This is a genomic window from Streptomyces sp. WG7, assembly GCF_049975785.1.
In the GTDB taxonomy this organism is placed as follows: Bacteria; Actinomycetota; Actinomycetes; order Streptomycetales; family Streptomycetaceae; genus Streptomyces.
The window spans coordinates 17,054-37,708 of the sequence record NZ_JBNGGE010000064.1 but is presented as its reverse complement, the minus strand read 5'-3'; the positions used below and the strand labels follow the sequence as shown (position 1 = coordinate 37,708).

Below are 20,655 nucleotides of genomic sequence, written 5' to 3'. Positions count from 1 at the left end.
CGACGCCGGACCAGCCGGGGCCGACGCCGGACCAGCCGGGGCCGACGCCGGACCAGCCGGGGCCGACGCCGGACCAGTCGCAGCCCTCGTCGGACCAGCCGAGGCCCTCGTCGGACCAACCGAAGCAGGAGGGCCGGGAATGACCCTCGCAGCGACCACCGGTCACCTTGCCGCGGACCTCACGGCCACGGCCGCCGAATCCCGCGGCTTTCTCTCCCCGACCGGCGTCGAGATCGCCTTCCTCCTCGTCGGCCTGGTCACCTTCGGCGCCGCCGTCGTCACCGTCACCACCCGGCAGCTCGTCCACGCCGCCCTGTGGCTGGTGGTGGCCCTCGGTGGCCTCGCCGTCGAGTACCTCCTGCTCACCGCCGAGTTCATCGCATGGGTACAGGTCCTCATCTACGTAGGTGCAGTCGTCGTCCTCATCCTGTTCGGCCTGATGCTCACCAGGGCTCCCATCGGCCGGTCCCCGGAAGCCGACTCCGGCAACCGCTGGGCCGCCCTCACGGTGGCCGTTGCCGCCGCCGCGGCCCTGGTGTGGGTCGTCGTCGACGCCTTCCGCACCACCTGGATCGACCTGGACGGCCCGGCCGCCGGTTCCACCGCCGTGACCGGGGCGAGCCTCTTCCAGAACTGGGTCCTTCCCTTCGAGGCCCTCTCAGTCCTCCTCCTCGCCGCCCTGGTCGGCGCGATCGTCCTGTCCCGCAAGGCGAAGGCGGACCGCGCGGCTGCCGACAACGCCCGTGCAACCGATACCAACCGTGCAACCGGTACCAACCGTGCAACCGGTACCAACCGTGCAACCGGTACCAACCGTGCAACGGGTACCAACCGTGCAACCGGTACCAGCCGTACGACCCGTACCAGCCGTACGACCGAGTCCGACCGGCCGGCAGACCCGGACGGTTCCGACAAGGGTGGTGTCCGCTGATGCACCTCGCCTATCCCGTCGTTCTCTCCGCCCTCCTGTTCTGCACGGGCCTGTACGGCGTCCTCGCGCGTCGCAACGCGATCCTGGTCCTGATGTCGGTCGAGCTGATGCTCAACGCCGTCAACCTCAACCTGGTCGCCTTCGACGTCTGGCTCAGCAAGGCAGCCGAGGAGACCCTGCACTCCGGCCAGGCCCTGACCCTGTTCACCATCGCCATCGCGGCCGCCGAGATCGGCATCGGCCTGGCGATCGTGCTCGCCGTCCACCGCAACCGCGGCACCTCGGACATCGACAAGCTCCGCGACACCGCCGAGGGCCCCGACAGCGAGGACCCCGGCACCGGCGCGTCGGAGACCGGACCGGCCGCCGAGAAGGCTGAGGCCACCGCGTGACCACGACCACCCTCGCCGTACTCGTCCCCGTCCTCCCCTTCCTCGGGGCAGCCGCCGGACTCCTCCTGGGCCGCTCGGCACCCGGCTTCGTCCGCCCGCTCGCCGTCCTGCCGACCCTGGCGGCGCTCGTACTCGCCGTACTGGTGGCGGCCCGTCAGGGCGGCGGCCGTGCCGTCGACGCCGTCACCGAGCTGACACCCACCGGTTCGGTCCCCATCGAACTCGCCCTGCACATCGACGGCTTCGCCGCGCTCGTCGCCGTCCTGGTCGGCTGCGTCGCCACCTGCGTGCAGATCTACTCGACGGGCTACCTGCGCGACGACCCGCGCTACCCCTCGTACGCCGCTCTCGTCTCCCTCTTCACCTCCGCCATGTTCCTCGTCGTCTACTCCGGCGACCTGATGGTGCTGCTGGTCGGCTGGGAGATCATGGGCATCTGCTCGTACTTCCTGGTCGGCCACTACTGGGAGACCTCGGAGGCCCGTGCCGCCTCCCTCAAGGCCTTCCTGGTGACCAAGCTCGGTGACGTCCCCTTCCTGATCGGCCTGCTGGCGCTGGCCACCGAGGCCGGCTCCTTCCGCATCACCAAGATCCTCAGCGCGGTCGCGAGCGGCTCGCTCGACCACCCGACGCTGATCGCCCTGCTGCTCCTGGCCGGTGTGGCGGGCAAGTCGGCGCAGTTCCCGCTGCACACCTGGCTTCCCGACGCGATGGCCGGCCCGACACCCGTCTCCGCGCTCATCCACGCCGCGACGATGGTCGCCGCCGGTGTCTACTTCGTCGCCCGGCTCCTTCCGCTGTTCCAGGCCTCACGGGCCGCGATGGTCGTCCTCGCCGTCATGGCCGCCGTCACGATGCTCGGCTCGGCGCTCGCCGCACTCGCCCAGGACGACATCAAACGAGTCCTCGCCTACTCGACGATCGGCCAGCTCGGTTACATGACCGGTGCCCTCGCCGCCGGCGACCGCGGGGCCGCCGTCTTCCACCTCCTCACCCACGGCGCCTTCAAGGCGCTGCTCTTCCTCGCCGCCGGCGTGATCATCCACGCCGCCGGCACCAACTCGCTGGCCGCCATGTCCCGCATGCGGGGCCTGCGCGACCGCGTCCCGGACGCCTACTGGACGATGACCGTGGCGCTGCTCGCCCTCGCCGCGATCCCGCCCTTCAGCGGCTTCTTCTCCAAGGAGTCCGTCCTCGTCGTCGCGGAGCACGTCGCCACCGGCCACACCGAGAACGCTCCCGGCGCCGCAGGCTGGACCGTCCTCCTCGCCGGCCTGGTCACCGCCCTGCTCACCGCCGCGTACGCGACACGCCTGTGGCTGCTGGCCTTCCGCGGGCGGGGCGCCGAGGCTCCCGACCACGGCCGGCAGCCGGTGGTCATGAGCGCCGTGCTCTGGCTGCTCGCTGTCCCGTCACTCGCTCTGGGCGGGCTCGCCTTCCGTCTCCTCCCCGACTGGTTCGACGGCCACGACCTCACCCCGACCCTCACCACCTCCGTGCTCGGCACGGGCGTGGCCCTGGTCGGCGGCATCGTCACCTACGCCGCCTGGCGCCACACCACGGCGCTCGCGGCCCGCCCCCCGCTGGGCGCGGTCGCCGCCCACCCGGAGGGCGACGCCGCGCTCGTGGAGGCCGAGGCGATCGCCAGCCACAAGCCGGCGTACGGAGACATCGCGTCCGCCGCCGATCCCTCCGACCCCGGACGGCTCCTGCTGGGCCCGCTGCACCGGCACGCGGCCGTCGGCTTCCACCTGGACGCGGTGTACGCGGCCCTCTTCGTCCGCCCGGTCCAGGCCGGCGCGAGTCTCGTGCGGTTCCTCGACCGGGAGGTCGTCGACACCTACGTACGGGGGGCGGGCACGCTGCCGCGTGTGCTCGGGACCGCCGTCCGCCGTGCCCAGACCGGCAATGTGCAGACCTATGTGAGCGCGCTGCTCGCCGGCACCGTCGTCCTCGCGGTCGCCGCCGTCCTCGTCGCCACGGGAGCGTGAGCAGGCGTGATCGATATCAACGAGTCCGTGATGCAGTTCCTTCTGGCATTGGTCGTCGTCGGCCCGCTCATCGGCGCCGCCGCCGCTCTCCTGCCGGCCCCGCCCGGACTGAAGGGGAACTCCCCCGACCAGGCCGTCCTGCGGCACGGCGTCACCGTCACCGGTGCCGTCCTCGTCGCCGCGATCGTCCTCGTGCTCGGCTTCGACCACGACCATCCGTCGAAGATGCAGGCCAGCACGGACATCAGCTGGATCCCCGCACTCGACGTGCGCATCCACCTCGGCATCGACGGCATCTCCCTCCCCCTGCTGGTCCTGACCGCGCTGCTGACTTTCCTCTGCGCGCTCTACTCGTACTTCAAGATGCCGTCGGGCCCGTCCCCGAAGGCGTTCGTCGCCCTGCTGCTCGTCCTCGAGTCCGGCACCCTCGCGACCTTCGCCGTCCTCGACCTGATCCTGTTCTTCCTCGCCTTCGAGATGGTCCTCATCCCGATGTACTTCCTCATCGCCCGCTGGGGCGGCGAGGGACGGGCCGGGGCGGCCTGGAAGTTCATCCTCTACACCCTCCTCGGCTCCGTCGTCATGCTGCTCGGCCTGCTGCTGGTCGGACTCAGCGCGGGCACATTCGACATGGTGGCACTCGCCACTGACAACGGCCGGTCGCTGACCACATCCGTGCAGGTCATCGCCGTATTGGCGATCGGGATCGGGCTCGCGGTCAAGACCCCGATGTGGCCGCTGCACAGCTGGCTGCCCGACGCCCACACCGCCGCCCCGACCGTCGGTTCGGTCCTGCTGGCCGGCGTCCTGCTGAAGATGGGCACGTACGGTTTCGTCCGCATCCTCCTCCCGGTCGCTCCGGACGGCTTCCACACGTTCGCGCCGTACCTCGCCGCCTTCGCGGTCGTCGGCATCATCTACGGCTCCCTGGCCTGCCTGGCCCTCGCCAAGAAGGGCGCGAAGGGCGACCTCAAGCGCCTCATCGCCTACTCCTCCGTCGGCCACATGGGCTTCGTCCTGCTCGGCATCGCCACCATGACCCCGACCGGCGTGAACGGCGCCCTGTTCGCCAACATCGCCCACGGCCTCATCACCGGCCTGCTCTTCTTCGTCGTCGGCGCCCTCAAGGACCGCACGGGCACCACCGACCTCGACACCCTCGCGGAGGAGACCGGCGCCGCCCTGTACGGCAAGGCCCCGCGCCTCGGCGGCCTCCTCGCCTTCGCAGCGGTCGCCTCGCTCGGCCTGCCCGGTCTGGCCGGCTTCTGGGGCGAGATGCTGGCCCTGTTCGGCGCCTTCGACCCGCACGACGACCTCAGCCGCCCCGCCTTCCTCACCTTCATGGCGATCGCCGCGTTCGGCACGCTGCTGACTGCCGCGTACATGCTGATCGTGGTCCGCCGCGTCTGCATGGGCGCCGTACCGCGGGAAGCCCCGAAGCTCACCGACGTACGCACCTACGAGTTCGCCGCCTGGACGCCGCTCGTCGCCCTCACCGTCGTCGCCGGACTGTGGCCCAGGACCCTCCTCGGGCTGACCGACCCGGCCGTGCAGCAGCTCCTCTCAGGAGGCACCCGATGAGCTCCCCGGCCCAGCCGCTCGCCGAGGCCGCGTCGCAGCCACTGGCCCAGAACCTGGTCCAGTCCGTCGACTGGCTCGCCATCGCGCCGCCCACCATCACGGCGGTCGTCGGACTCGTCGTCCTCGTCACCGACCTGTTCGTCAAGGACGCCCGCAAGCCGCTGCTCGGCTGGATCTCGGTCGCCGGACTCGCCGCCTCCGCGCTGATGCTGCTGCCCCTGGTGAACGGCGACCGCTCGACGTTCTGCCTGACCGGCGACGCCGACGTCTGCAGCTACACCGCGGACACCTTCACCCTCGCCATCCAGTTCCTGGTGCTCGGCGGCGCCCTGGTGACCGCCCTGCTCTCGGTCACCGCCGTGAAGGACGCCGACCGCGGACTCCCCGAGGGCGAGTTCTGGTTCCTGCTGCTCTCCTCCGCGGCCGGCGCCGCGCTCCTGCCCGCCTCCCGCGACCTCGCGACCCTCATCGTCGCCCTGGAGGTCGCCTCCCTGCCCGCGTTCGCCCTCGTGGGTCTGCGCCAGGGCGACCGCCGGTCCTCCGAAGCGGCCCTGAAGTTCTTCCTGTCCTCGGTCACCGCGACCGCGGTCAGCCTCATGGGCATCAGCTTCGTGTACGCCTCCACCGGCACCCTCTACCTCACCCAGGTGGCCGAACGCATCCAGGACGTGGACGGACAGCTCGCTACGCTCGCCCAGACCGGCGTCGTCCTCACCCTCGTCGGCTTCGCCTTCAAGACGGCCGCCGTGCCCTTCCACTTCTGGGTGCCCGACACCTATGTGGGCGCGCCCCTGCCGATCGCCGCCTACCTGTCCGTGATCGGCAAGGCGGTCGGCTTCTCCGGCCTGATCCTCGTCACGGTCATCGCCCTCCCGTCCTACGCCGACGTCTGGGGACCGGCCCTCGCGGCGCTGGCGGCCCTCACCATGACCGTCGGGAACGTCGGCGCCCTGCGCCAGCAGGCCACGCGCGCGTACAGCGCGGTACGCCTGCTCGCCTGGTCGTCCGTCGGGCAGGCCGGCTACCTCCTGGTGCCGATCGCCGCCGCCGCGTACTCCGACGAACCGGAACGCTCGATCGGCTCCACCGTCGCCTACGCCCTCATGTACGCCGCGGTGAACCTGGGCGCCTTCGCGGTGGCCGCGCTGGTGGGCCGTACGCGGGCCCTGAACCGCGTCGCCGACTACCGCGGCCTGTACGCGTCCAACCCGCTCACCGCCCTGCTCCTGGCCTTCTTCCTGCTCTGCCTCGCCGGACTGCCGCCGGGCATCATCGGCCTCTTCGCCAAGGTCACCGTGTTCTCCGCGGCCGTGGACGCCGGGCTCGGCTGGCTGGCCGTCGTCATGGCGGTCAACGTCGTCATCGCGCTGTTCTACTACCTCCAATGGACGGCCCTGCTGTTCCGGGCCCCCGGGGAAGAGACCGCCGGGCACCGCGTCCCCGCCCCCCTCACGGCCGCGATCACCGTGACCGCGGTCCTCGCCGTCGCCCTGTCGGGAGCACCCCAGCTGATCCTGCGCTTCGCCGACACCGGTCTCTTCTGAGCAGCAGCCGCTTCGGGCACGCGCGCGTGCCGTACCCGGCCTCCACGCACGCGTGCCGCACGCCGCGACCGTCACCCGTACGGGCCATGTACGCCGACGCGAGCGCCAGGGAACTGGCGGCTCTCGCCTGGCGTTGACCAGTACAGAAGGGTCCACTGGACGTGATGCCACGGCACCGGTGGCGTCGAAGACCAGGAAGCGACCACAGCGAGCGACACCAGCAAGCAAAGGGTTCCCCTGCTGCACCACTTGGAGGGCGTACCGTGCACCGCCGGCACAACGGGCTCAGGACCGCAGTACTCCTCGGGGGACTGTCCGCGCTCATCATCGTCATCGGCAGTTTCTTCGGCCGAGCGGGGCTCGTCGTCGCCGTCCTCGTCGCCCTGGGCACGAACGCGTACGCGTACTGGAACAGCGACAAGCTCGCACTGCGCGCGATGCGGGCACGCCCGGTCAGCGAGTTCGAGGCCCCGGCGCTGTACCGCATGGTGCGGGAACTCTCCACCCAGGCCCGCCAGCCGATGCCCCGCCTGTACATCTCGCCGACGGAGGCACCGAACGCCTTCGCGACCGGCCGCAACCCGCGCAACGCGGCCGTGTGCTGCACCGAGGGCATCATGCGCCTGCTCGACGAGCGCGAGTTGCGCGGCGTCATCGGCCACGAGCTGAGCCATGTCTACAACCGCGACATCCTGATCTCGTCCGTCGCCGGAGCACTCGCCTCAGTGATCATGTTTCTGGTCAACTTCGCCTGGCTCATCCCGATCGGACGCTCCAACGACGATGACGGCCCCGGTCTGCTGGGCATGCTCCTCATCATGATCCTCGGTCCGCTCGCCGCCACCGTCATCCAACTGGCGATCAGCCGATCCAGAGAGTACGAGGCCGACGCCTCCGGCGCCCAGCTCACCGGTGACCCGATCGCCCTCGCCGGCGCCCTGCGCAAACTCGAACTCGGCACGAAACAGCTTCCGCTGCCCCCCGAGCCCCGGATCGAGACCGCCAGCCACATGATGATCGCCAACCCGTTCCGCCCGGGACAGGGGCTTTCGAAGATGTTCTCCACCCACCCGCCGATGGCGGAGCGAATCGCCCGACTCGAAAAGATGGCAGGTCGTCACCAGTGAAGACCATCCTCAACATCATCTGGCTCGTGTTCAGCGGCTTCTGGCTGTTCCTCGGCTATGTGGTCGCGGGCGCGCTGCTCTGTATCACGATCATCGGAATCCCGTTCGGCATCGCGGCCTTCCGCATCGGCGTCTACGCCCTGTGGCCCTTCGGATACACAGCGGTCGAGCGCCGCGACGCGGGAGCACCTTCCTGCATAGGCAACGTGCTCTGGCTGATCCTGGCCGGCTGGTGGCTTGCCATCGGCCACATCGTCACCGGCATCGCGCTGTGCGTCACGATCATCGGCATCCCCCTCGGCATCGCCAACTTCAAGCTGATCCCGGTCTCGCTGCTCCCGCTGGGACGCGAGATCGTGCGGACGGACCAGCCGTTCGCGGCCACCGGCGGCTCGCGAGGGAACGGCTGGTAGGAGCCGTCGTTCTCCACAACCGCAGGGTTGTCCACAGGCCCGCTCGATTGTCAGTGGCGGCCTGCATCATGAACCCATGACCGAGAACGAGCAGTTGCTGGCACGGGTGGCCGCCAAGGCACGCAGCACCCGCCCGTGGGGCTGGGCTTCCCTGCCCGAACCCCTCGACGGGGCGGGGCTGTCACGCGCCGAGGCCGCTCTGGGGTTCGCTCTTCCACCACTGCTCGCCGAGCTCTACCTTCGGATAGGGGACGGTGGCTTCGGCCCGGAGTACGGCCTCCTGCCCCTGCTCGACAGCCCACCCTCCGGCGAGCCCGCCGCTGTACCCCAGTACCTCGCCAACCGCGAGGACGCCCTGAAGGATCCCGACTGGCCCTGGCCCGAGGGCGTCCTGCCGATATCCCATTGGGGCTGCGCGATGTACGCGTGCGTGGACTGCCGCTCCCCGCAGACCACGGTCCTCCTCTTCGAGCCCAATTCAGGTGACGCCGACCACGCCTGGTTCGTCGACGCCCCGAGCCTCACGGACTGGCTGCGGGCCTGGGTCGACGGCACGGGTTGGTACGAGGAGGCCAGCGAAGGGACGGAGTTGGCCCCGTGGACCGGCTTCCCCCTCCGTACGTCGAGAAGGCCCACGACGGGTACAACGCCCACTCGGGTGTTCTGAGCCAAGACGGCCAACAGGCTCCCGGCGGCTGATCTGCCCATCAGGGCGGAGAGGCCGGCACATGGCGGGCTCACGCTTGCAGGTCGCGGGCTCATGCCGGCAGGTCGACGTGGCAGCAGCGCGCGTGGTGAGGCTCTGCCCCGGTTCTTTCCGGATCCTGGAGTCCATGGCGTCCCCTGAGCCGGGGTGTCGCGACACCACCAGAACGGAAGCCACCCGGGCGCAGGCCGTGCAGATCTCGCCGAACGCCGTCCACGCAGAAGCGCAGAAGCGCCGACCCGCGAACGTATGCGCGCTCCCTCCAAGACTGCCTACCGCGAGGCTCGGGGGCACCGACCGCGAGTTGCCCTTCGCCTTACCGCGGGACCCGCCGCTCCCGCCCCCGTACCCAGTACGCCAGCACGCCCACCGTCAGCACACCCACACCTACGACCACCGAAAGCAGTGGAAGGGAGACCGCGAGCACCCCGCACCCGATCAGACCCAGCGCCGGTACGACCCGCGCCGTTCTCGACGGGCCCAGCGTCCAGGCCGACGCGTTGGCCACGGCGTAGTACACCAGCACACCGAAGGAGGAGAAGCCGATCGCACCTCGTACGTCCACCGTGGCGGCCAGGACCGCGACGACCACGCCCACGGCCACTTCCGCCCGGTGCGGCACCTGAAAACGTGGATGTACGGCGGCCAGCGCCCCGGGCAGGTGACCGTCCCGGGCCATGGCCAGCGTCGTCCGGGACACGCCCAGGATCAGCGCAAGCAGCGAGCCCAGCGCGGCCACGGCGGCGCCCACCCGCACGACCGGCGCCAGCCCGGGCAGACCGGCCGCCCGTACCGCGTCGGCCAGTGGTGCCGTCGCCTGCCCGAGACCGTCCGCGCCCAGCACGGAAAGGACAGCCACCGCGACACATCCGTACACCACCAGCGCGATGCCCAGAGCCAGCGGGATCGCGCGGGGAATGGTCCGTTCCGGGTCCCGCACCTCCTCGCCGAGGGTCGCGATGCGCGCGTACCCCGCGAAGGCGAAGAACAGCAGGCCGGCCGCCTGCAACACCCCGTCGATGCCCCCCGACAGCCCGACGTCCAGCCGCCCGGCATCGGATCGACCCGACCCCAGACACACCGCCACCACGGAAGCGAGGACCGCCAGGACCACCACCACGATCGCCCGCGTCAGCCAGGCGGACTTCTGGATTCCGCCGTAGTTCACCGCGGTCAGCGCCACCACGGCCGCGACCGCCACCACGTGCGCCTGCTCGGGCCAGACGTACGCGCCCACGGTGAGCGCCATGGCAGCGCAGGAGGCCGTCTTCCCGACGATGAACGACCAGCCCGCGAGATACCCCCAGAATGCCCCGAGCCGCTCCCGCCCGTAGACGTACGTGCCGCCCGAGGCCGGGTACCGGGCGGCCAGCCGTGCCGACGACGTGGCGTTGCAGTAGGCGACGACGGCGGCCACGGCGAGACCGAGCAGCAGCCCCGGCCCGGCCACGCGGGCCGCGGGAGCCAGGGCCGCGAAGATCCCAGCCCCGACCATCGAACCCAGCCCCACGACCACGGCGTCGCCCACGCCGAGTGTGCGCCGCAACTCCGAACCCGCAGGTGTCATGCGTCGCACCCTACTGATCAGAGCAACCATCGGGCGCGGTCGGGACGTCCACCCGACCAAGAGCGAATGAACACGCGCGGAGCAGCGAACCCACAGGGCCGGCACCGCGTACGCGTAGCGTGAGAGGGCAGGGGCACGGCATGACCGTCATCAGCTGGATCATCCTCGGACTGTTGGCCGGAGCCATCGCCAAGTTCCTGCTGCCGGGCCGCGACCCGGGAGGGCTCATCGGCACGACCCTCATCGGCATCGCGGGCGCGTTCATCGGCGGCTGGATATCGGCCCGCTGGCTGGACCACCCGGTCAGCAAGGACTTCTACGACGGTGCCACCTGGGCGGCGGCGATCGGCGGTTCCCTGGTGCTCCTGGTCGCCTACCGACTCCTGTTCGGCAACTCGCGCGACTGAACGCGCCGGGACCGCGGTAGGCAGACGAGCGGCCAGACGAACGGACGAACGGACGGACGAGCCGGCCCACGAGGCCGAGACGGAACGGCAGACCGGCAGACCAGAAGGGTGGGCGCCGTTGGGTGCCCACCCGTCCGTTGTCGTGAACGCGGAATGCCCGCGCCTCGTCACGCCGTCGGCTCAGCAGGTCACCGGTAGTTCACGAACTGCAGAGCGAAGTCGAAGTCCTGGCCCTTCAGCAGGGCGATCACGGTCTGCAGGTCGTCCCGGCTCTTGGAGGAGACCCGAAGCTCGTCACCCTGCACCTGGGCCTTCACACCCTTGGGGCCCTCGTCACGGATGAGCTTGGCCACCTTCTTCGCGTTGTCCTGGGAGATGCCCTCCTCGATCGACGCGAAGATCTTGTACTCCTTGCCGGAGAGCTGGGGCTCGCCCGCGTCCAGAGCCTTCAGCGAGATACCGCGCTTGATCAGCTTGGACTGGAAGACGTCGAGGATGGCGTTCACCCGGTCCTCGGAGTTGGCCTCCATGAGGATCTTCTCCCCGGACCAGGAGATCGAAGCGCCCACGCCCTTGAAGTCGTAGCGCTGCGAGATCTCCTTGGCGGCCTGGTTGAGGGCGTTGTCGACCTCCTGCCGCTCGACCTTCGAGACGATGTCGAAACTGGAGTCGGCCATGTCCTGTGGCTCCTTGTATCTGGGTGCGTGTCGGGCCGCGTATCGGCTCCGTACCGGCATGCAGCTACGGCCGCCGAGCTCCGCAGAGGTCCCCGGCCGCATCCGGACAAGCCTAGCCACCCGCCGTCCCCCGGGTGGCGATCAATCGGGTGGCGAAGCACCCCTCCACATCGGGTATTGTTTACGTCGTTGCCACGGAGGGCCGCCGAAAGACGGTTCGACGGGCAGCGAACCCCGGCGGTGTGCCCGAGCGGCCAAAGGGAGCAGACTGTAAATCTGCCGGCTCAGCCTTCCCAGGTTCGAATCCTGGCGCCGCCACGCTGAGGGAAACCCTCTCTGACCAGTGAACAGCACTGGTCAGAGAGGGTTTCTTCATGCCGTATCCCGTTCGATTCCCGTCGGATGCAGCGCGGGCGTGTCTCACCCCGTACCGCCCGTATCCCACCTTCGATCAGTGCGTGTCCCCCAGGTGTCCCCCAGGGGTGAGCGTGATCACTCCGGTTCGTTCCACTCCCTCAGAGCCGCATCAATCCGGCTGTTCGCGTGCTCCCGCGTCTGGTCGAGAACCTTGGCGTACACCTTGTGCAGCACAGCGATGCTGTGGCCAGCGCGACGGGCGCACTCCATCGCGTCCACTCCGGAGCTGAGCCAGAACGAGACTCCGGCGTGCCGGAGGTCGTAGGGGCGGCGGGCCAGCAGCGAGGCCGTCTCAGCGTCGCTCAGCACGTCTTTCCGGGCTTTGGCCCAGACCTCGCCGTAGCCGGTCTCTTGCAGCAGACCGCCCCGGTTCGTCCGGAAGAGCCGACTGTCGGGCGCCGTGCCCTGAGAGGCGATGTGCCCGCGCAGCAGCCGAACGAAGTGCGGGGGGATTGGTACCGGACGCGAGTCGTTCTTGGCCCGGGCCTTGAGGTGACGTGCCTCATGCGCCGTTCCGTCGTCGGTCCAACTCCGTCCGGCCCGGACGATCCCCTGTCGCAGGGTGAGCGTCCCCCACCCCGTTTCCGGCAGGTGGCACTGGCTTGCGCGCAGCGCGGCGGCCTCCGCCGGCCGCATAGCCGCGTAGTACAGGCACCCGAAGAAGGCTTCCAGGTGCCGCCCGCGCGGCCCCTGCTCGCGCACCCCCGCCAGCAGCGCGCGGACCTGGCGCGGGTTGGCGACGCTCTCAGGGTCGACCGCTTCCACCGACTTGGGGGCAGTCCACTTCACGGCACTGATCGGATTCACCGGCATGCTGAAGTACTGCTCTTCCACGGCGAGCCCGAGAACGTCGCTCAGGCAGGCTCGCTTGCGCTTCGCGGTCCGCGGAGCCGCCTCCTTGCCGTCGAGCCGCAGGGAGAGCGCATCCAGTGCTAAACGCACGGTCGCGGGGTCCTCCAGAGCAGTGACGGGCAACGAGTGCTTGGCGACCCAGGAAAGAGCGCGGGCCACGTCGTCTGGGGGAGTCTCGCCCCAACGGTTCCGGTTGTACGCCCACCCGTAGAGCGCACGCCGCAGGAGCGTGGCGTCAGGCATCCCCGTTCGCGTCTTCACCAAGGCGGGGTGATGGTCGCCAACGCGTCGGCGTAGTTCTTCCGGGACTTGGCCGGCGCCAACGCCCACTTGCGATCGACGTATGCGCGGCTGTGGTCGTACCAGGTGATAGAGCCCAGCTTGGCGCGCAGCTCGGAGACCGGGAGCCCTGTCTCCTCGTCGAACTGATCACCGCGCCGCACAGCGGTCATGAGTTCCGACCGGCGCCCCTCGGCCTGAACCTTGAGCATGTAGCTCTTGGAGTGCTTCCGCGTCCCTACCAGCCACCGCACACGGTAGGGCTTGGGCCGCTCCTTGCGGATCTCGATGGAGTACAGACGAACGTCGTAGGTCAGTGCCATAAAAACTCCAGAGGGGCCCGCCGGAAGCGGGCCCCTCGTTTCTCGTGCGGTGATGGTCAGGCGGCGTCTTCGATGGACGCCCACCAGGCGTCAAGGTCGGTGCGACGGCAGCGGATGTGCCCGTTGGGGAGCTTGATGAGCTTGGGAGCCTTGCCACGGGCGCGCATGCGGTAGAAGGCGGCGCGACTCATCTCGATCTCTTCGAGGACTTCGGGGAGCTTGAGCATCTTGGGGCGGGCCATGGGTGCTCCTTGGATCGGCTGTGTCCTAGGTGCGGATTCCTGCGTCACCGCGTCACGTGCGTCACCCATGCCGTCTGAGCTGTGGGTATCGGGTGACGCAGTGAGCCAGATGTGCGTCACCTGTGACGCAGGCTGTTCGTCACGCGTGACGCAGGTGACGCAGGTGACGCGGCGTGACGCAGGTAGAGGCCGTCTGCGTCACGCCCGTCCGTACAGCTCACCGGGCGGTTTTCTTGATCGCGTGACGCTGTGACGCAGCGTCCCCCTACTTAGGAAAAGAGGGGGGGTGTCTGTGGTGTTGCGGTGCGGCTCAGGGCTTGAAGAGGGAGCCGCTTCGCGGCACGTCCAGTGCAGGGCGGCGCCGCCGCCGAACAGCAAGAGGAGCACGCCCCGGCGGGGGTGCTCCTCTTGCTTGTGCGGTCGTGCAGTGCGGTCAGAACGCCTGCTGTTCGTGCGGGGGCATGTCCGGGGAGTGGGTCATTTCGATGTAGCGGCCCTCCCTGGTGCGGCCCGAGTCGATGAGGACGCCCCGGGCGGCCAGGGTGGGCTGGAGCCGCTTGAGCCGGTCGGAGAGGACTTTGCCGGTGGTCGGCCACCCTTTGGGCAGGGGGCGGAAGTCCTCGCCGGTGTAGAGCTGGCTGAGGCAGTGCAGCCACTCGGTGGAGGTCATCCGCTGCTGTGCGCCCGGTTCGAGGTCGGCGGCGTGCCTCAGGACGGTCTGTGCCAACAGGTCGCCCTCGATCACGTCGTCGTTGAGGTCGTCCAGACTGGCCCGGTAGGCGGCCAGGGCCCCGAGGCCGGTCGCGGCGTCGAGCTGTGCGCACAGGTGCGCGAAGTCCGCCATGCGCAGGTCGGTCGGGGTCTCCGCCTCAGCCGCCCGAACCTTCACAGTCAGGTCCAGGAGCGACCCGAGGACCACGGGCAGCACTTCGGCGTACTCCGTCCACAGCTCATCCTCGGTGCGCCGGACCTTCGGCCGTTCCAGGCGGAGCGGCAGGAGGCGTTCGGCGAGGTCGGGCCGGATGACACCCACGTCGATTCCGGTCAGGAGCAGGGGGCGGCGGTAGCGGGCGCGGAACACGTCCCCGTCGGTGAAGAGAGCGCGCTTGACGCTCTCCGCGCCGGTGACGATGCAGCACATGGCGTCGGACAGGTCCGGGGTCATGTGGGAGAGGTTGTCCAGTGCGGTGACCCATCCGGCGGCCACGGCCGCAATCAGGTTCTCCTCATCCTTCGGTGCCCGGCGCAAGTCACCGGTCATGCCCTCGACGATCCGCACGAGCATCCGGCCGCCGGTGGACTTGCCGGCGCCCTGCGGACCGGTGAGGAACGGTGCCGGGACGGGCACGGACGGTCCGAGACAGCCGATCAGCCACGCGATGGCCAGGCACTCGGTCTCGGCGGTGGCGAAGTTGCACAGCCTCAGCAGGAGATCGATGCCCTTGCCCTCGGTGTCCTTGACCGGCAACGGCAGCTCCCCCGTGAGCTGCGTGCGCCGCCAGCACACCTCACGGGGATCGGGGACGGTGATGTCCCATCCGGTGGGGTGGATCCGCACGGACTGCCCGTCTGCCCGTCCCAGGTCCAGCCACGTCGCGCCGTCGAATCCCGGGGCGACGCGGATGTGCACGGGCTGTACGTCCTCGGTCAGCGCCAAGGCCTCGATCAGGTCCAGCGCCTCTTTGAGGGCGGTGCCGTTGAAGACGCCTTGCCCGTCGCGGAAGAGACCGACCATGAGTTCCTGTCGGTGGCTTCCGGTGGTGCCTTGGGAGCGGATGGGGCGGGCCACGGGGTGGCCGTTGCGCTGCGCGTACACGGTGCCGTCGGCGGTGCGGAAGTACCGAAAATGCGCCTGTGCGTAGTCGGTGATGATCTCGCGTGCGGGAGTCTTCTCGTCCTCGGACATGTCACAGTCCCAACGTGGTGCGGGCGTTGGTCCACGCGTCCGTGCAGTGCCGGGCCGTTTCGCCCTTGGCCTGCGCGGCGGTGAACAGCCGGGCGACGTGGGTGTCGGTGAGGCAGCCGCACCGGCCGTGCCTGGACAGCACGGCGAGGAACGTCCGGTACACGGTCGCGTGAACCGCGCTGGATGCCTCCGTAATGCGCTGCTCCGCCATGGCGACGCCCCGTTCCAGGAACGCGGGCGTGCGGTGCGGGCACTCGTCCTGCCCGCCTCTCACGGGCCCTGAGAGCGCCTGTGGCGCACTGAGGGCGGGGGACGGCTCCTTTACCGCTAGGGCGCGGACAGAGTCCGGGAGAGCGGCGAGAGTGCCGGTGCCGGGTCCGAGCCAACGGGCATAGGCCATGGTCGACTTGATGTCTACGCCGGGACGCACAGCGTTGCGTGAGGTCATGGCGCCCCGGTAGATCCAGTGTTCCCCGCGGGTCGTGGGCACGGTCCGGGTGGCGGGCAGGGTGGTGCGGGCCCAGGTGATGGCGTCGGCGTCGTCGAGGTCGAGGACGGTCAGTCCGGCGCCGCCGGGGTGGTAGGCGACGCACACGCACTGCCGCCAGGCCGCCGCCCACTCGGGGGAGACGATGACGGCGGAGTCGGTGGTGGCGGCGGCCCAGGCGTGGCAGACGCCGGGGCAGCGGCACGGGCCCGGGGTTTTCATGTTCGGCCGGCCGCCGCACGCGTTGTCCGCGCACGCCGTGCAGTTGCCGAACGGGACCTTGCCATGGCGCAGGGGCAGGACGGGGACGCCGGACGCGGCGAGGCTCAGCGCCGTGTGCTGCGGGTAGGGCGTGGGTTGCGTCATGCTGGGTGTCTCCAGTTCCTTGATGGGTTCTGGCGAACAAGGGCGGCCCCGGTTCTTGGCGGAATGGGGGGCCGCCCTTGGCGTAGCTAGCCGTGGAAGTGGTTGCGCTTGATCACGGCCTTGCGGATGTTCACGGTGGTGCCGCCCTGGTGGCCGCGCGTGCTGAAGATCTGCACGGCGATCCATCCGCCGAAGATCACGGCGGCCAGGATGATGAGCTGGGTGATGAACGCAGTGAGGGCGGCGATGAACGAGGTGAGCAGGACCAGCCCGCCGCACACCGCGAGGAACCCGGCGCCGCCGAGGGCGACGTTCACGGCCGTCCGCGAGACGGCCGGTTTGGCGGCGACCGGCTCGGGGCGGGTCGGTTTGATGGCGTAGCCGGTGACGACGCGGCCGTCCGGCAGGACGATGCTCGCGACCGCCGGAACGGCGTTCGGCTGCACCGGCATGAGGGGCGCCAGGGCGGGCACGGCGGGCGGGTAGGGGGTGGGCTGGTGGACTTCCACGGCCCGCTGTGCGGGCACGTGCGGGGTGTGCTCGGGGTACATGCGGAATCCCTTCCGGCCGAGGGCCGGGGAGGCAGAGACACCCCCTCCGGGGTGCCCTGCAGAGGGGTGTTCGGGGGGTGTGACCTGCGCGCCTCCCTGACTCCCTGGACGATCATTCACGCAGGTCAGAGCCAGGGATGCGGGTCAGGGAGGCGGGCAGGGAGTTCTCCCTGCCTCCCTGCCCCGGCAGCGGTTCACTCCCTGCCGTCATTCGGCGGAAGCGGAACCGTCCCCGTCGCGGTTGGCGAGGGCGCGCGCCACCCGGTCGCGGGAGACGACCATCACGCCGTCGGACTTGTACGGGCCGGCGTCGGCGTCGTCGAGGATGCGCTTGAGGTCGAGGAACGACCACTCGCCGTAGGCGTCGGCGTTCCGTGCGGCGAGCCGCGCGAGGACGTCCTTCGTGCGCACCCGCGGGACGTCGCCGATGACGGCGGCGATGTCGGCGAGCGGGTCGTGCTCCGCGCTGCGGTCGATGGCGTGCAGGGTGGTGACGCCGTCGCGCAGGGCCTTGGCCCGGTCGGTGATCGCGGTGGCGGCGTCGTCGTCGATGTAGTGCGTGCGCACCGTGATGGACGACTGCCCCGCCGGGATGCTGATCCCGTCGGAGGCGACGACCAGGGTCCCCCGGTCCAGCCCCGGACGCAGCAGGTTCGGCGCCGCGCCCCCGTCAACGGCCTTGTCCCCGAGGGCCATGCGGGCCTGGGACTCGGTGCCGAGGGCGAGGGAGGCGCGGGTATGGGCACCCTCGCGGACCAGCTTGGGGAGGTTCTCGTTGGTGGGGTCCTGCGTGCCCTGCCACATCAGCACGTTGACCGCACGGCCCTGGTTGTGAATCTTGCGGACGGCCATGAAGTACCGGGAATCGGCCTTGGCACCGCCGTAGGGCCGCTTGTCCTTGCCGGTGCCCTTGGCGGGGCACATGAACGCGACCTGCGCTTCGTCGACCAGCACGATCAGCGGCGGGAACACCGTGCCGGGCGGCGCCTGGAGACGCCGGTTCATCTCGTCCACGGCGCCCTCGACCATCTCGGTCACCTGGATCACGTGCTCATCCGTCGGCCCTTGGATCAGCGTCGTGGCCAGGCCGTCGAACATGGCCCAGTCGCCCGCGCCCTTGAGGTCGCCCATGAGGAACTGCACGGACTTGTCCAGGGACAGCCACAGCGCGAGGGAGCGCAGGGCCACGGTCTTGCCCTGGTTCGACAGGCCCGTGATGAGCAGGTGGCGCTGGTAGAGGGACAGGGCGGCGGCGTCGCCGCGCAGGTCCTGCCCCCACGGTGCCTTGCCCTTGGTGTGGTCGGCGGTCATCGTGTCGTCGGTGACCAGCGGGGACGGGCCGATCGGCTCGTCCAGGGCGCCGGAGTCGGCGACCCACAGCCGCACCGTCCGGGCGGCCTGGGGGATGGTGATGAACACCTCGTGTTCGTGCCGGGTCAGGTTCTCCGCGAGCTTGCGCCGCTTGGCCTGCACCTCGTTCGTGGCCACTCCGGAGGGAAGGGTCACGTCGACCTCGACACCGCATCCGGCGATCCGGATCGGTCCGAGCATGCTCGCGCCGGCGTCGCCCATCTCCTTGATGGCCCGGGCCAGGGCCGGGACTCCGAGGTCGCGCAGGGCCTTGACCACGATGGACGGGGTGATCGGCTCCCCCTCGGTGTTGCGGACGTTGGCGGGCAGGGCCCATGCGGGAGCGGCGTGCTGCTTGCGCCCGACCGACCACAGGGCGAGCAGGGCGAGGAACGGGCCGATCGACAGGGCCGGACCCCACACGATCTGCACTATGCGGATCAGCAGGGCGATGAAGTCGACCGTGGCGGACAGCGGCGTGATGACGTCGCCGACGTGGCCGGTGCTGATGGCCATGACGACTCCGAGGGCGACCAGGACACCGATGCTCATCCCGGCGCCGACGGCGACGCCCTTGGCGGCCTCGACCGGGGAGTGCAGGAGGTCCATGCGGCGGTGGTGGCGGGCGGCGCGGAAGCGCTGCAACCGCTCTTCCCATTCCTCGGCCGCTTCGAGGTTCCCGGCGGCTTCGGCCGCGCGGATCATCCGCTCGTACCGGGAGCCCGTGCGGCCGTCCCACGCGCGGCGGGCCACGATCCGGCCGCCGTTGAAGGTGTAGAGGCCGTGCCGGGCCGCCGCGCGGACCGTGGCCCGGGTCGTCTCGTGCGTGGCGGCCGTCTTCACGACGCGGCCGGAGCGGACCCACAGCGGCACCGGCCGGGCGGGCGGCGCGTCGGGCACGACCGTGAGCACCGTCGGCGCGGTGTCGGCGGTCGGGGGGTCGGTGGCCTTGTGGAGGTGAACGACGTTCTCAGACATGCTGGAACTGCTCCTGACTGCCCCTTCGGGGCGGGAGTAAGGGAGAGCGCCGGGGTGGCCGTGTCCGTGGTAAGTCCCGGTCACCCCGGCGCGGGAAACGGGCTGGTCAGAACCAGCCGGACGACTTCTTGGCGGCCTTGTCGCGGGCGGCCTCGGTGAGGAGGCGCTGACGCTCGCCGTGCAGGGCGGTCAGTTCCGCGTTCAGCCGCATCTCGGCGCTGTTGCCGGTAGCGTCCATGCGCTGTTCCTCGCGGCCCGCGCTACGGCCCCGGGCGACCTTGTAGCCGCCGGCGGCCAGTGAGCGGGCCATGGCCCGGCGCTCGCTGCCGTTCAGCGGCCACCACTCGCCCCGGCGGACCGCGTCGAGCTTCTTCTGTGTCGCCAGGATCGCGCGGTCCAGGCGGCGGATGTCTGCGTTGCGCATCGGTTGACTGCTCCTCGAAGGCTTCGGGACGCCTCAGGCGGCCGTGCGGGCGGGGAGGGCGGCGGGGGCGAGGAATCGCAGCGCAGCCGTGGCCTGCTGCGGGACCACGCCGTTGCCCAGCGCTTTGAGCTGTGCGGAGCGGGACAGGCCGGGGACGTCGGTGACGTGTCCGGCGGGCAGGCCCATGAGCCATTCGACGAAGGCGGGGCTCAGCCGTCCCACAGCGTCAACTGGCCCGGGGGCGGGGCGCTGGAGGACCGCCTCCCACCGCGCGACCGCTTCGGCGTACTCGCCCCACCCGGCGGGACCGTCGGGAACGCGCTCAGCGCCACCTCGGGGAGGTTCGCCGTTCCGGACTGCACGCGCCGGTCCGTCGCTTCCGTGCGTGAGACGGCGCTGTGCGAGCCGTCCGTGGCCCGCGGGGTTGGCAGGAGCGAGCCCATCTCGGCGGCCAGGCTCTTGCCATGCGTCCCGGCTTCCTGCGAGGGGCTGCGTTTGGTCTGCCGGTTCTCGTTCTCCGACGCGTGTGGGGTCGGCAGCAGCGAGACGACGTGGCGCAGGTTCATCCCGCCCTGCGCCGCGTGCCCGGCTCCGGTGTTCTCCGAGGTCGACGGGGTCGGCAGGAGCGAGCCGACGGCGGTCGGAAGCTGCCCGCGCTGCCCGCCGCCCCTCCAGTCCCGTGCCGCCGGAGTCGGCAGGCCAGGCGAGGACGAAGAGACGTTTGCGCTGGTGAGCCGCTCCCACGTCAGATGCGCGAAGAGTGCACCACCGCGCATCGAACCCGAGGGCGGCAAGGTCGGAGAGGACGGAGTCGAATCCGAGAGAAAGGTGCCCTGCGACGTTCTCAAACACCGCGAGACGGGGTCGTAGAACCCCAAGGGCACGGGCGATGTCGGGCCAGATGTGCCGCTCATCAGCGGTTCCCTTCCTCTTGCCGGCGGAACTGAACGGCTGGCACGGGTAGCCGCCCGTCACGATGTCGACCGGCCCCACGTCCTCCCAGAGGGCGGTGGTGATGTCGCCCAGGTTCTGCACGTGCGGGTGGTGGTGGGCGAGGATGCGGCAGGCTCCGGCGTCGTTGTCCGCGACCCAGGCCAGCGAGCCGCCGAAGACCGCCTGGACCGCCATGTCGAGGCCGCCGTAA

19 protein-coding genes, 1 tRNA gene and 2 pseudogenes are annotated in these 20,655 nt (G+C 70.3%); 10 read left to right on the top strand and 12 right to left on the bottom strand.

Going from position 1 to position 20,655, the window contains the following annotated elements:
• Window positions 1-139: 139 nt before the first annotated feature.
• From ACP4J0_RS35305 to ACP4J0_RS35270, 8 genes are all read left to right on the top strand, one after another.
• Entirely contained in the window at window positions 140-931 is a 792-nt protein-coding gene (locus tag ACP4J0_RS35305) for an NADH-quinone oxidoreductase subunit J family protein (RefSeq protein WP_426603047.1), read from the top strand.
• Window positions 931-1,323, top strand: a complete 393-nt coding sequence (gene nuoK / locus ACP4J0_RS35300) for an NADH-quinone oxidoreductase subunit NuoK (protein ID WP_426603045.1) — start codon at window positions 931-933, stop codon at window positions 1,321-1,323. Before ACP4J0_RS35305 ends, nuoK begins: the two co-directional genes overlap by 1 nt.
• Window positions 1,320-3,314, top strand: coding sequence for an NADH-quinone oxidoreductase subunit L (locus ACP4J0_RS35295; RefSeq protein WP_426603043.1), 1,995 nt, complete (start codon window positions 1,320-1,322; stop codon window positions 3,312-3,314). The genes nuoK and ACP4J0_RS35295 overlap by 4 nt, the downstream gene beginning before the upstream one ends.
• Window positions 3,315-3,320: 6 nt before the next feature.
• Window positions 3,321-4,895 carry a complex I subunit 4 family protein gene (locus ACP4J0_RS35290; protein WP_426603041.1) on the top strand — a complete coding sequence of 525 codons (1,575 nt, stop codon included), beginning with the start codon at window positions 3,321-3,323 and terminating at the stop codon, window positions 4,893-4,895.
• Window positions 4,892-6,439 (top strand): NADH-quinone oxidoreductase subunit N, encoded by a 1,548-nt coding sequence (locus ACP4J0_RS35285; protein WP_426603039.1) that lies wholly within the window; start codon window positions 4,892-4,894, stop codon window positions 6,437-6,439. The genes ACP4J0_RS35290 and ACP4J0_RS35285 overlap by 4 nt, the downstream gene beginning before the upstream one ends.
• 263 nt (window positions 6,440-6,702) lie before the next feature.
• On the top strand, window positions 6,703-7,566 hold the full coding sequence (gene htpX, locus ACP4J0_RS35280) for a zinc metalloprotease HtpX (protein WP_351389673.1): 864 nt from the start codon (window positions 6,703-6,705) through the stop codon (window positions 7,564-7,566).
• A complete protein-coding gene (locus tag ACP4J0_RS35275) occupies window positions 7,563-7,979 on the top strand; it encodes a YccF domain-containing protein (protein WP_426603037.1) in 417 nt (138 codons plus the stop codon). The genes htpX and ACP4J0_RS35275 overlap by 4 nt, the downstream gene beginning before the upstream one ends.
• Before the next feature lie 76 nt (window positions 7,980-8,055).
• Window positions 8,056-8,646, top strand: a complete 591-nt coding sequence (locus ACP4J0_RS35270) for an SMI1/KNR4 family protein (RefSeq protein WP_426603035.1) — start codon at window positions 8,056-8,058, stop codon at window positions 8,644-8,646.
• 355 nt (window positions 8,647-9,001) lie between these two features.
• Here the strand turns inward: ACP4J0_RS35270 and ACP4J0_RS35265 are convergent, their stop codons facing one another.
• Window positions 9,002-10,252 (bottom strand): APC family permease, encoded by a 1,251-nt coding sequence (locus tag ACP4J0_RS35265; RefSeq protein WP_426603034.1) that lies wholly within the window; start codon window positions 10,250-10,252, stop codon window positions 9,002-9,004.
• Window positions 10,253-10,392: 140 nt separating this feature from the next.
• Here ACP4J0_RS35265 and ACP4J0_RS35260 point away from each other — a divergent pair, with 140 nt between their 5' ends.
• The gene (locus ACP4J0_RS35260; RefSeq protein ID WP_052839508.1) at window positions 10,393-10,659 is read left to right on the top strand and encodes a GlsB/YeaQ/YmgE family stress response membrane protein; all 267 of its coding nucleotides are present in this window, start codon (window positions 10,393-10,395) and stop codon (window positions 10,657-10,659) included.
• A 188-nt stretch (window positions 10,660-10,847) separates the two neighbouring features.
• Here ACP4J0_RS35260 and ACP4J0_RS35255 read toward each other — a convergent pair whose 3' ends face one another.
• The gene (locus ACP4J0_RS35255; RefSeq protein ID WP_426603032.1) at window positions 10,848-11,336 is read right to left on the bottom strand and encodes a YajQ family cyclic di-GMP-binding protein; all 489 of its coding nucleotides are present in this window, start codon (window positions 11,334-11,336) and stop codon (window positions 10,848-10,850) included.
• Window positions 11,337-11,572: 236 nt separating this feature from the next.
• Between ACP4J0_RS35255 and ACP4J0_RS35250 the strand changes: the two genes are divergently transcribed.
• Window positions 11,573-11,654: transfer RNA gene (locus ACP4J0_RS35250), tRNA-Tyr, on the top strand.
• 174 nt (window positions 11,655-11,828) lie between these two features.
• Here ACP4J0_RS35250 and ACP4J0_RS35245 read toward each other — a convergent pair.
• The 10 genes and pseudogenes from ACP4J0_RS35245 to ACP4J0_RS35200 all read right to left on the bottom strand — a co-directional run.
• Window positions 11,829-13,207, bottom strand: a pseudogene (locus ACP4J0_RS35245) (site-specific integrase).
• A gap of 56 nt (window positions 13,208-13,263) precedes the next feature.
• Entirely contained in the window at window positions 13,264-13,449 is a 186-nt protein-coding gene (locus ACP4J0_RS35240; RefSeq protein WP_164251159.1) for a helix-turn-helix transcriptional regulator, read from the bottom strand.
• A gap of 433 nt (window positions 13,450-13,882) precedes the next feature.
• Complete coding sequence (locus ACP4J0_RS35235) at window positions 13,883-15,355, bottom strand: ATP-binding protein (RefSeq protein WP_426603030.1); 1,473 nt, start codon at window positions 15,353-15,355, stop codon at window positions 13,883-13,885.
• Window position 15,356: 1 nt separating this feature from the next.
• Window positions 15,357-16,208: a bifunctional DNA primase/polymerase gene (locus tag ACP4J0_RS35230; protein ID WP_426603028.1), complete on the bottom strand. Its 852-nt coding sequence runs from the start codon at window positions 16,206-16,208 to the stop codon at window positions 15,357-15,359.
• An 86-nt stretch (window positions 16,209-16,294) separates the two neighbouring features.
• Complete coding sequence (locus ACP4J0_RS35225; RefSeq protein WP_426603026.1) at window positions 16,295-16,759, bottom strand: hypothetical protein; 465 nt, start codon at window positions 16,757-16,759, stop codon at window positions 16,295-16,297.
• Between the two features lie 207 nt (window positions 16,760-16,966).
• A complete protein-coding gene (locus ACP4J0_RS35220) occupies window positions 16,967-19,087 on the bottom strand; it encodes an ATP-binding protein (RefSeq protein WP_426603024.1) in 2,121 nt (706 codons plus the stop codon).
• A gap of 106 nt (window positions 19,088-19,193) precedes the next feature.
• Window positions 19,194-19,511, bottom strand: a complete 318-nt coding sequence (locus tag ACP4J0_RS35215; RefSeq protein WP_426603022.1) for a hypothetical protein — start codon at window positions 19,509-19,511, stop codon at window positions 19,194-19,196.
• 33 nt (window positions 19,512-19,544) lie between these two features.
• Window positions 19,545-19,733, bottom strand: coding sequence for a hypothetical protein (locus ACP4J0_RS35210; protein ID WP_224227776.1), 189 nt, complete (start codon window positions 19,731-19,733; stop codon window positions 19,545-19,547).
• Window positions 19,721-20,287: a hypothetical protein gene (locus ACP4J0_RS35205; protein ID WP_426603051.1), complete on the bottom strand. Its 567-nt coding sequence runs from the start codon at window positions 20,285-20,287 to the stop codon at window positions 19,721-19,723. The genes ACP4J0_RS35210 and ACP4J0_RS35205 overlap by 13 nt, the downstream gene beginning before the upstream one ends.
• Window positions 20,271-20,639, bottom strand: a pseudogene (locus ACP4J0_RS35200) (DNA cytosine methyltransferase); the annotation flags it as partial. The pseudogene ACP4J0_RS35200 and the gene ACP4J0_RS35205, both read right to left, overlap by 17 nt.
• Window positions 20,640-20,655 lie beyond the last annotated feature (16 nt).

Bases quoted from the DNA above. Each gene is read 5' to 3' on its own strand.
- ACP4J0_RS35305 (WP_426603047.1), top strand. From the start codon at position 140: ATGACCCTCGCAGCGACCACCGGTCACCTTGCCGCGGACCTCACGGCC.
- nuoK (WP_426603045.1), top strand. From the start codon at position 931: ATGCACCTCGCCTATCCCGTCGTTCTCTCCGCCCTCCTGTTCTGCACG.
- ACP4J0_RS35285 (WP_426603039.1), top strand. From the start codon at position 4,892: ATGAGCTCCCCGGCCCAGCCGCTCGCCGAGGCCGCGTCGCAGCCACTG.
- ACP4J0_RS35270 (WP_426603035.1), top strand. From the start codon at position 8,056: ATGACCGAGAACGAGCAGTTGCTGGCACGGGTGGCCGCCAAGGCACGC.
- ACP4J0_RS35265 (WP_426603034.1), bottom strand. From the start codon at position 10,252: ATGACACCTGCGGGTTCGGAGTTGCGGCGCACACTCGGCGTGGGCGAC.
- ACP4J0_RS35260 (WP_052839508.1), top strand. From the start codon at position 10,393: ATGACCGTCATCAGCTGGATCATCCTCGGACTGTTGGCCGGAGCCATC.
- ACP4J0_RS35255 (WP_426603032.1), bottom strand. From the start codon at position 11,336: ATGGCCGACTCCAGTTTCGACATCGTCTCGAAGGTCGAGCGGCAGGAG.
- ACP4J0_RS35240 (WP_164251159.1), bottom strand. From the start codon at position 13,449: ATGGCCCGCCCCAAGATGCTCAAGCTCCCCGAAGTCCTCGAAGAGATC.
- ACP4J0_RS35235 (WP_426603030.1), bottom strand. From the start codon at position 15,355: ATGTCCGAGGACGAGAAGACTCCCGCACGCGAGATCATCACCGACTAC.
- ACP4J0_RS35230 (WP_426603028.1), bottom strand. From the start codon at position 16,208: ATGACGCAACCCACGCCCTACCCGCAGCACACGGCGCTGAGCCTCGCC.
- ACP4J0_RS35225 (WP_426603026.1), bottom strand. From the start codon at position 16,759: ATGTACCCCGAGCACACCCCGCACGTGCCCGCACAGCGGGCCGTGGAA.
- ACP4J0_RS35220 (WP_426603024.1), bottom strand. From the start codon at position 19,087: ATGTCTGAGAACGTCGTTCACCTCCACAAGGCCACCGACCCCCCGACC.
- ACP4J0_RS35215 (WP_426603022.1), bottom strand. From the start codon at position 19,511: ATGCGCAACGCAGACATCCGCCGCCTGGACCGCGCGATCCTGGCGACA.
- ACP4J0_RS35205 (WP_426603051.1), bottom strand. From the start codon at position 20,287: ATGCGCGGTGGTGCACTCTTCGCGCATCTGACGTGGGAGCGGCTCACC.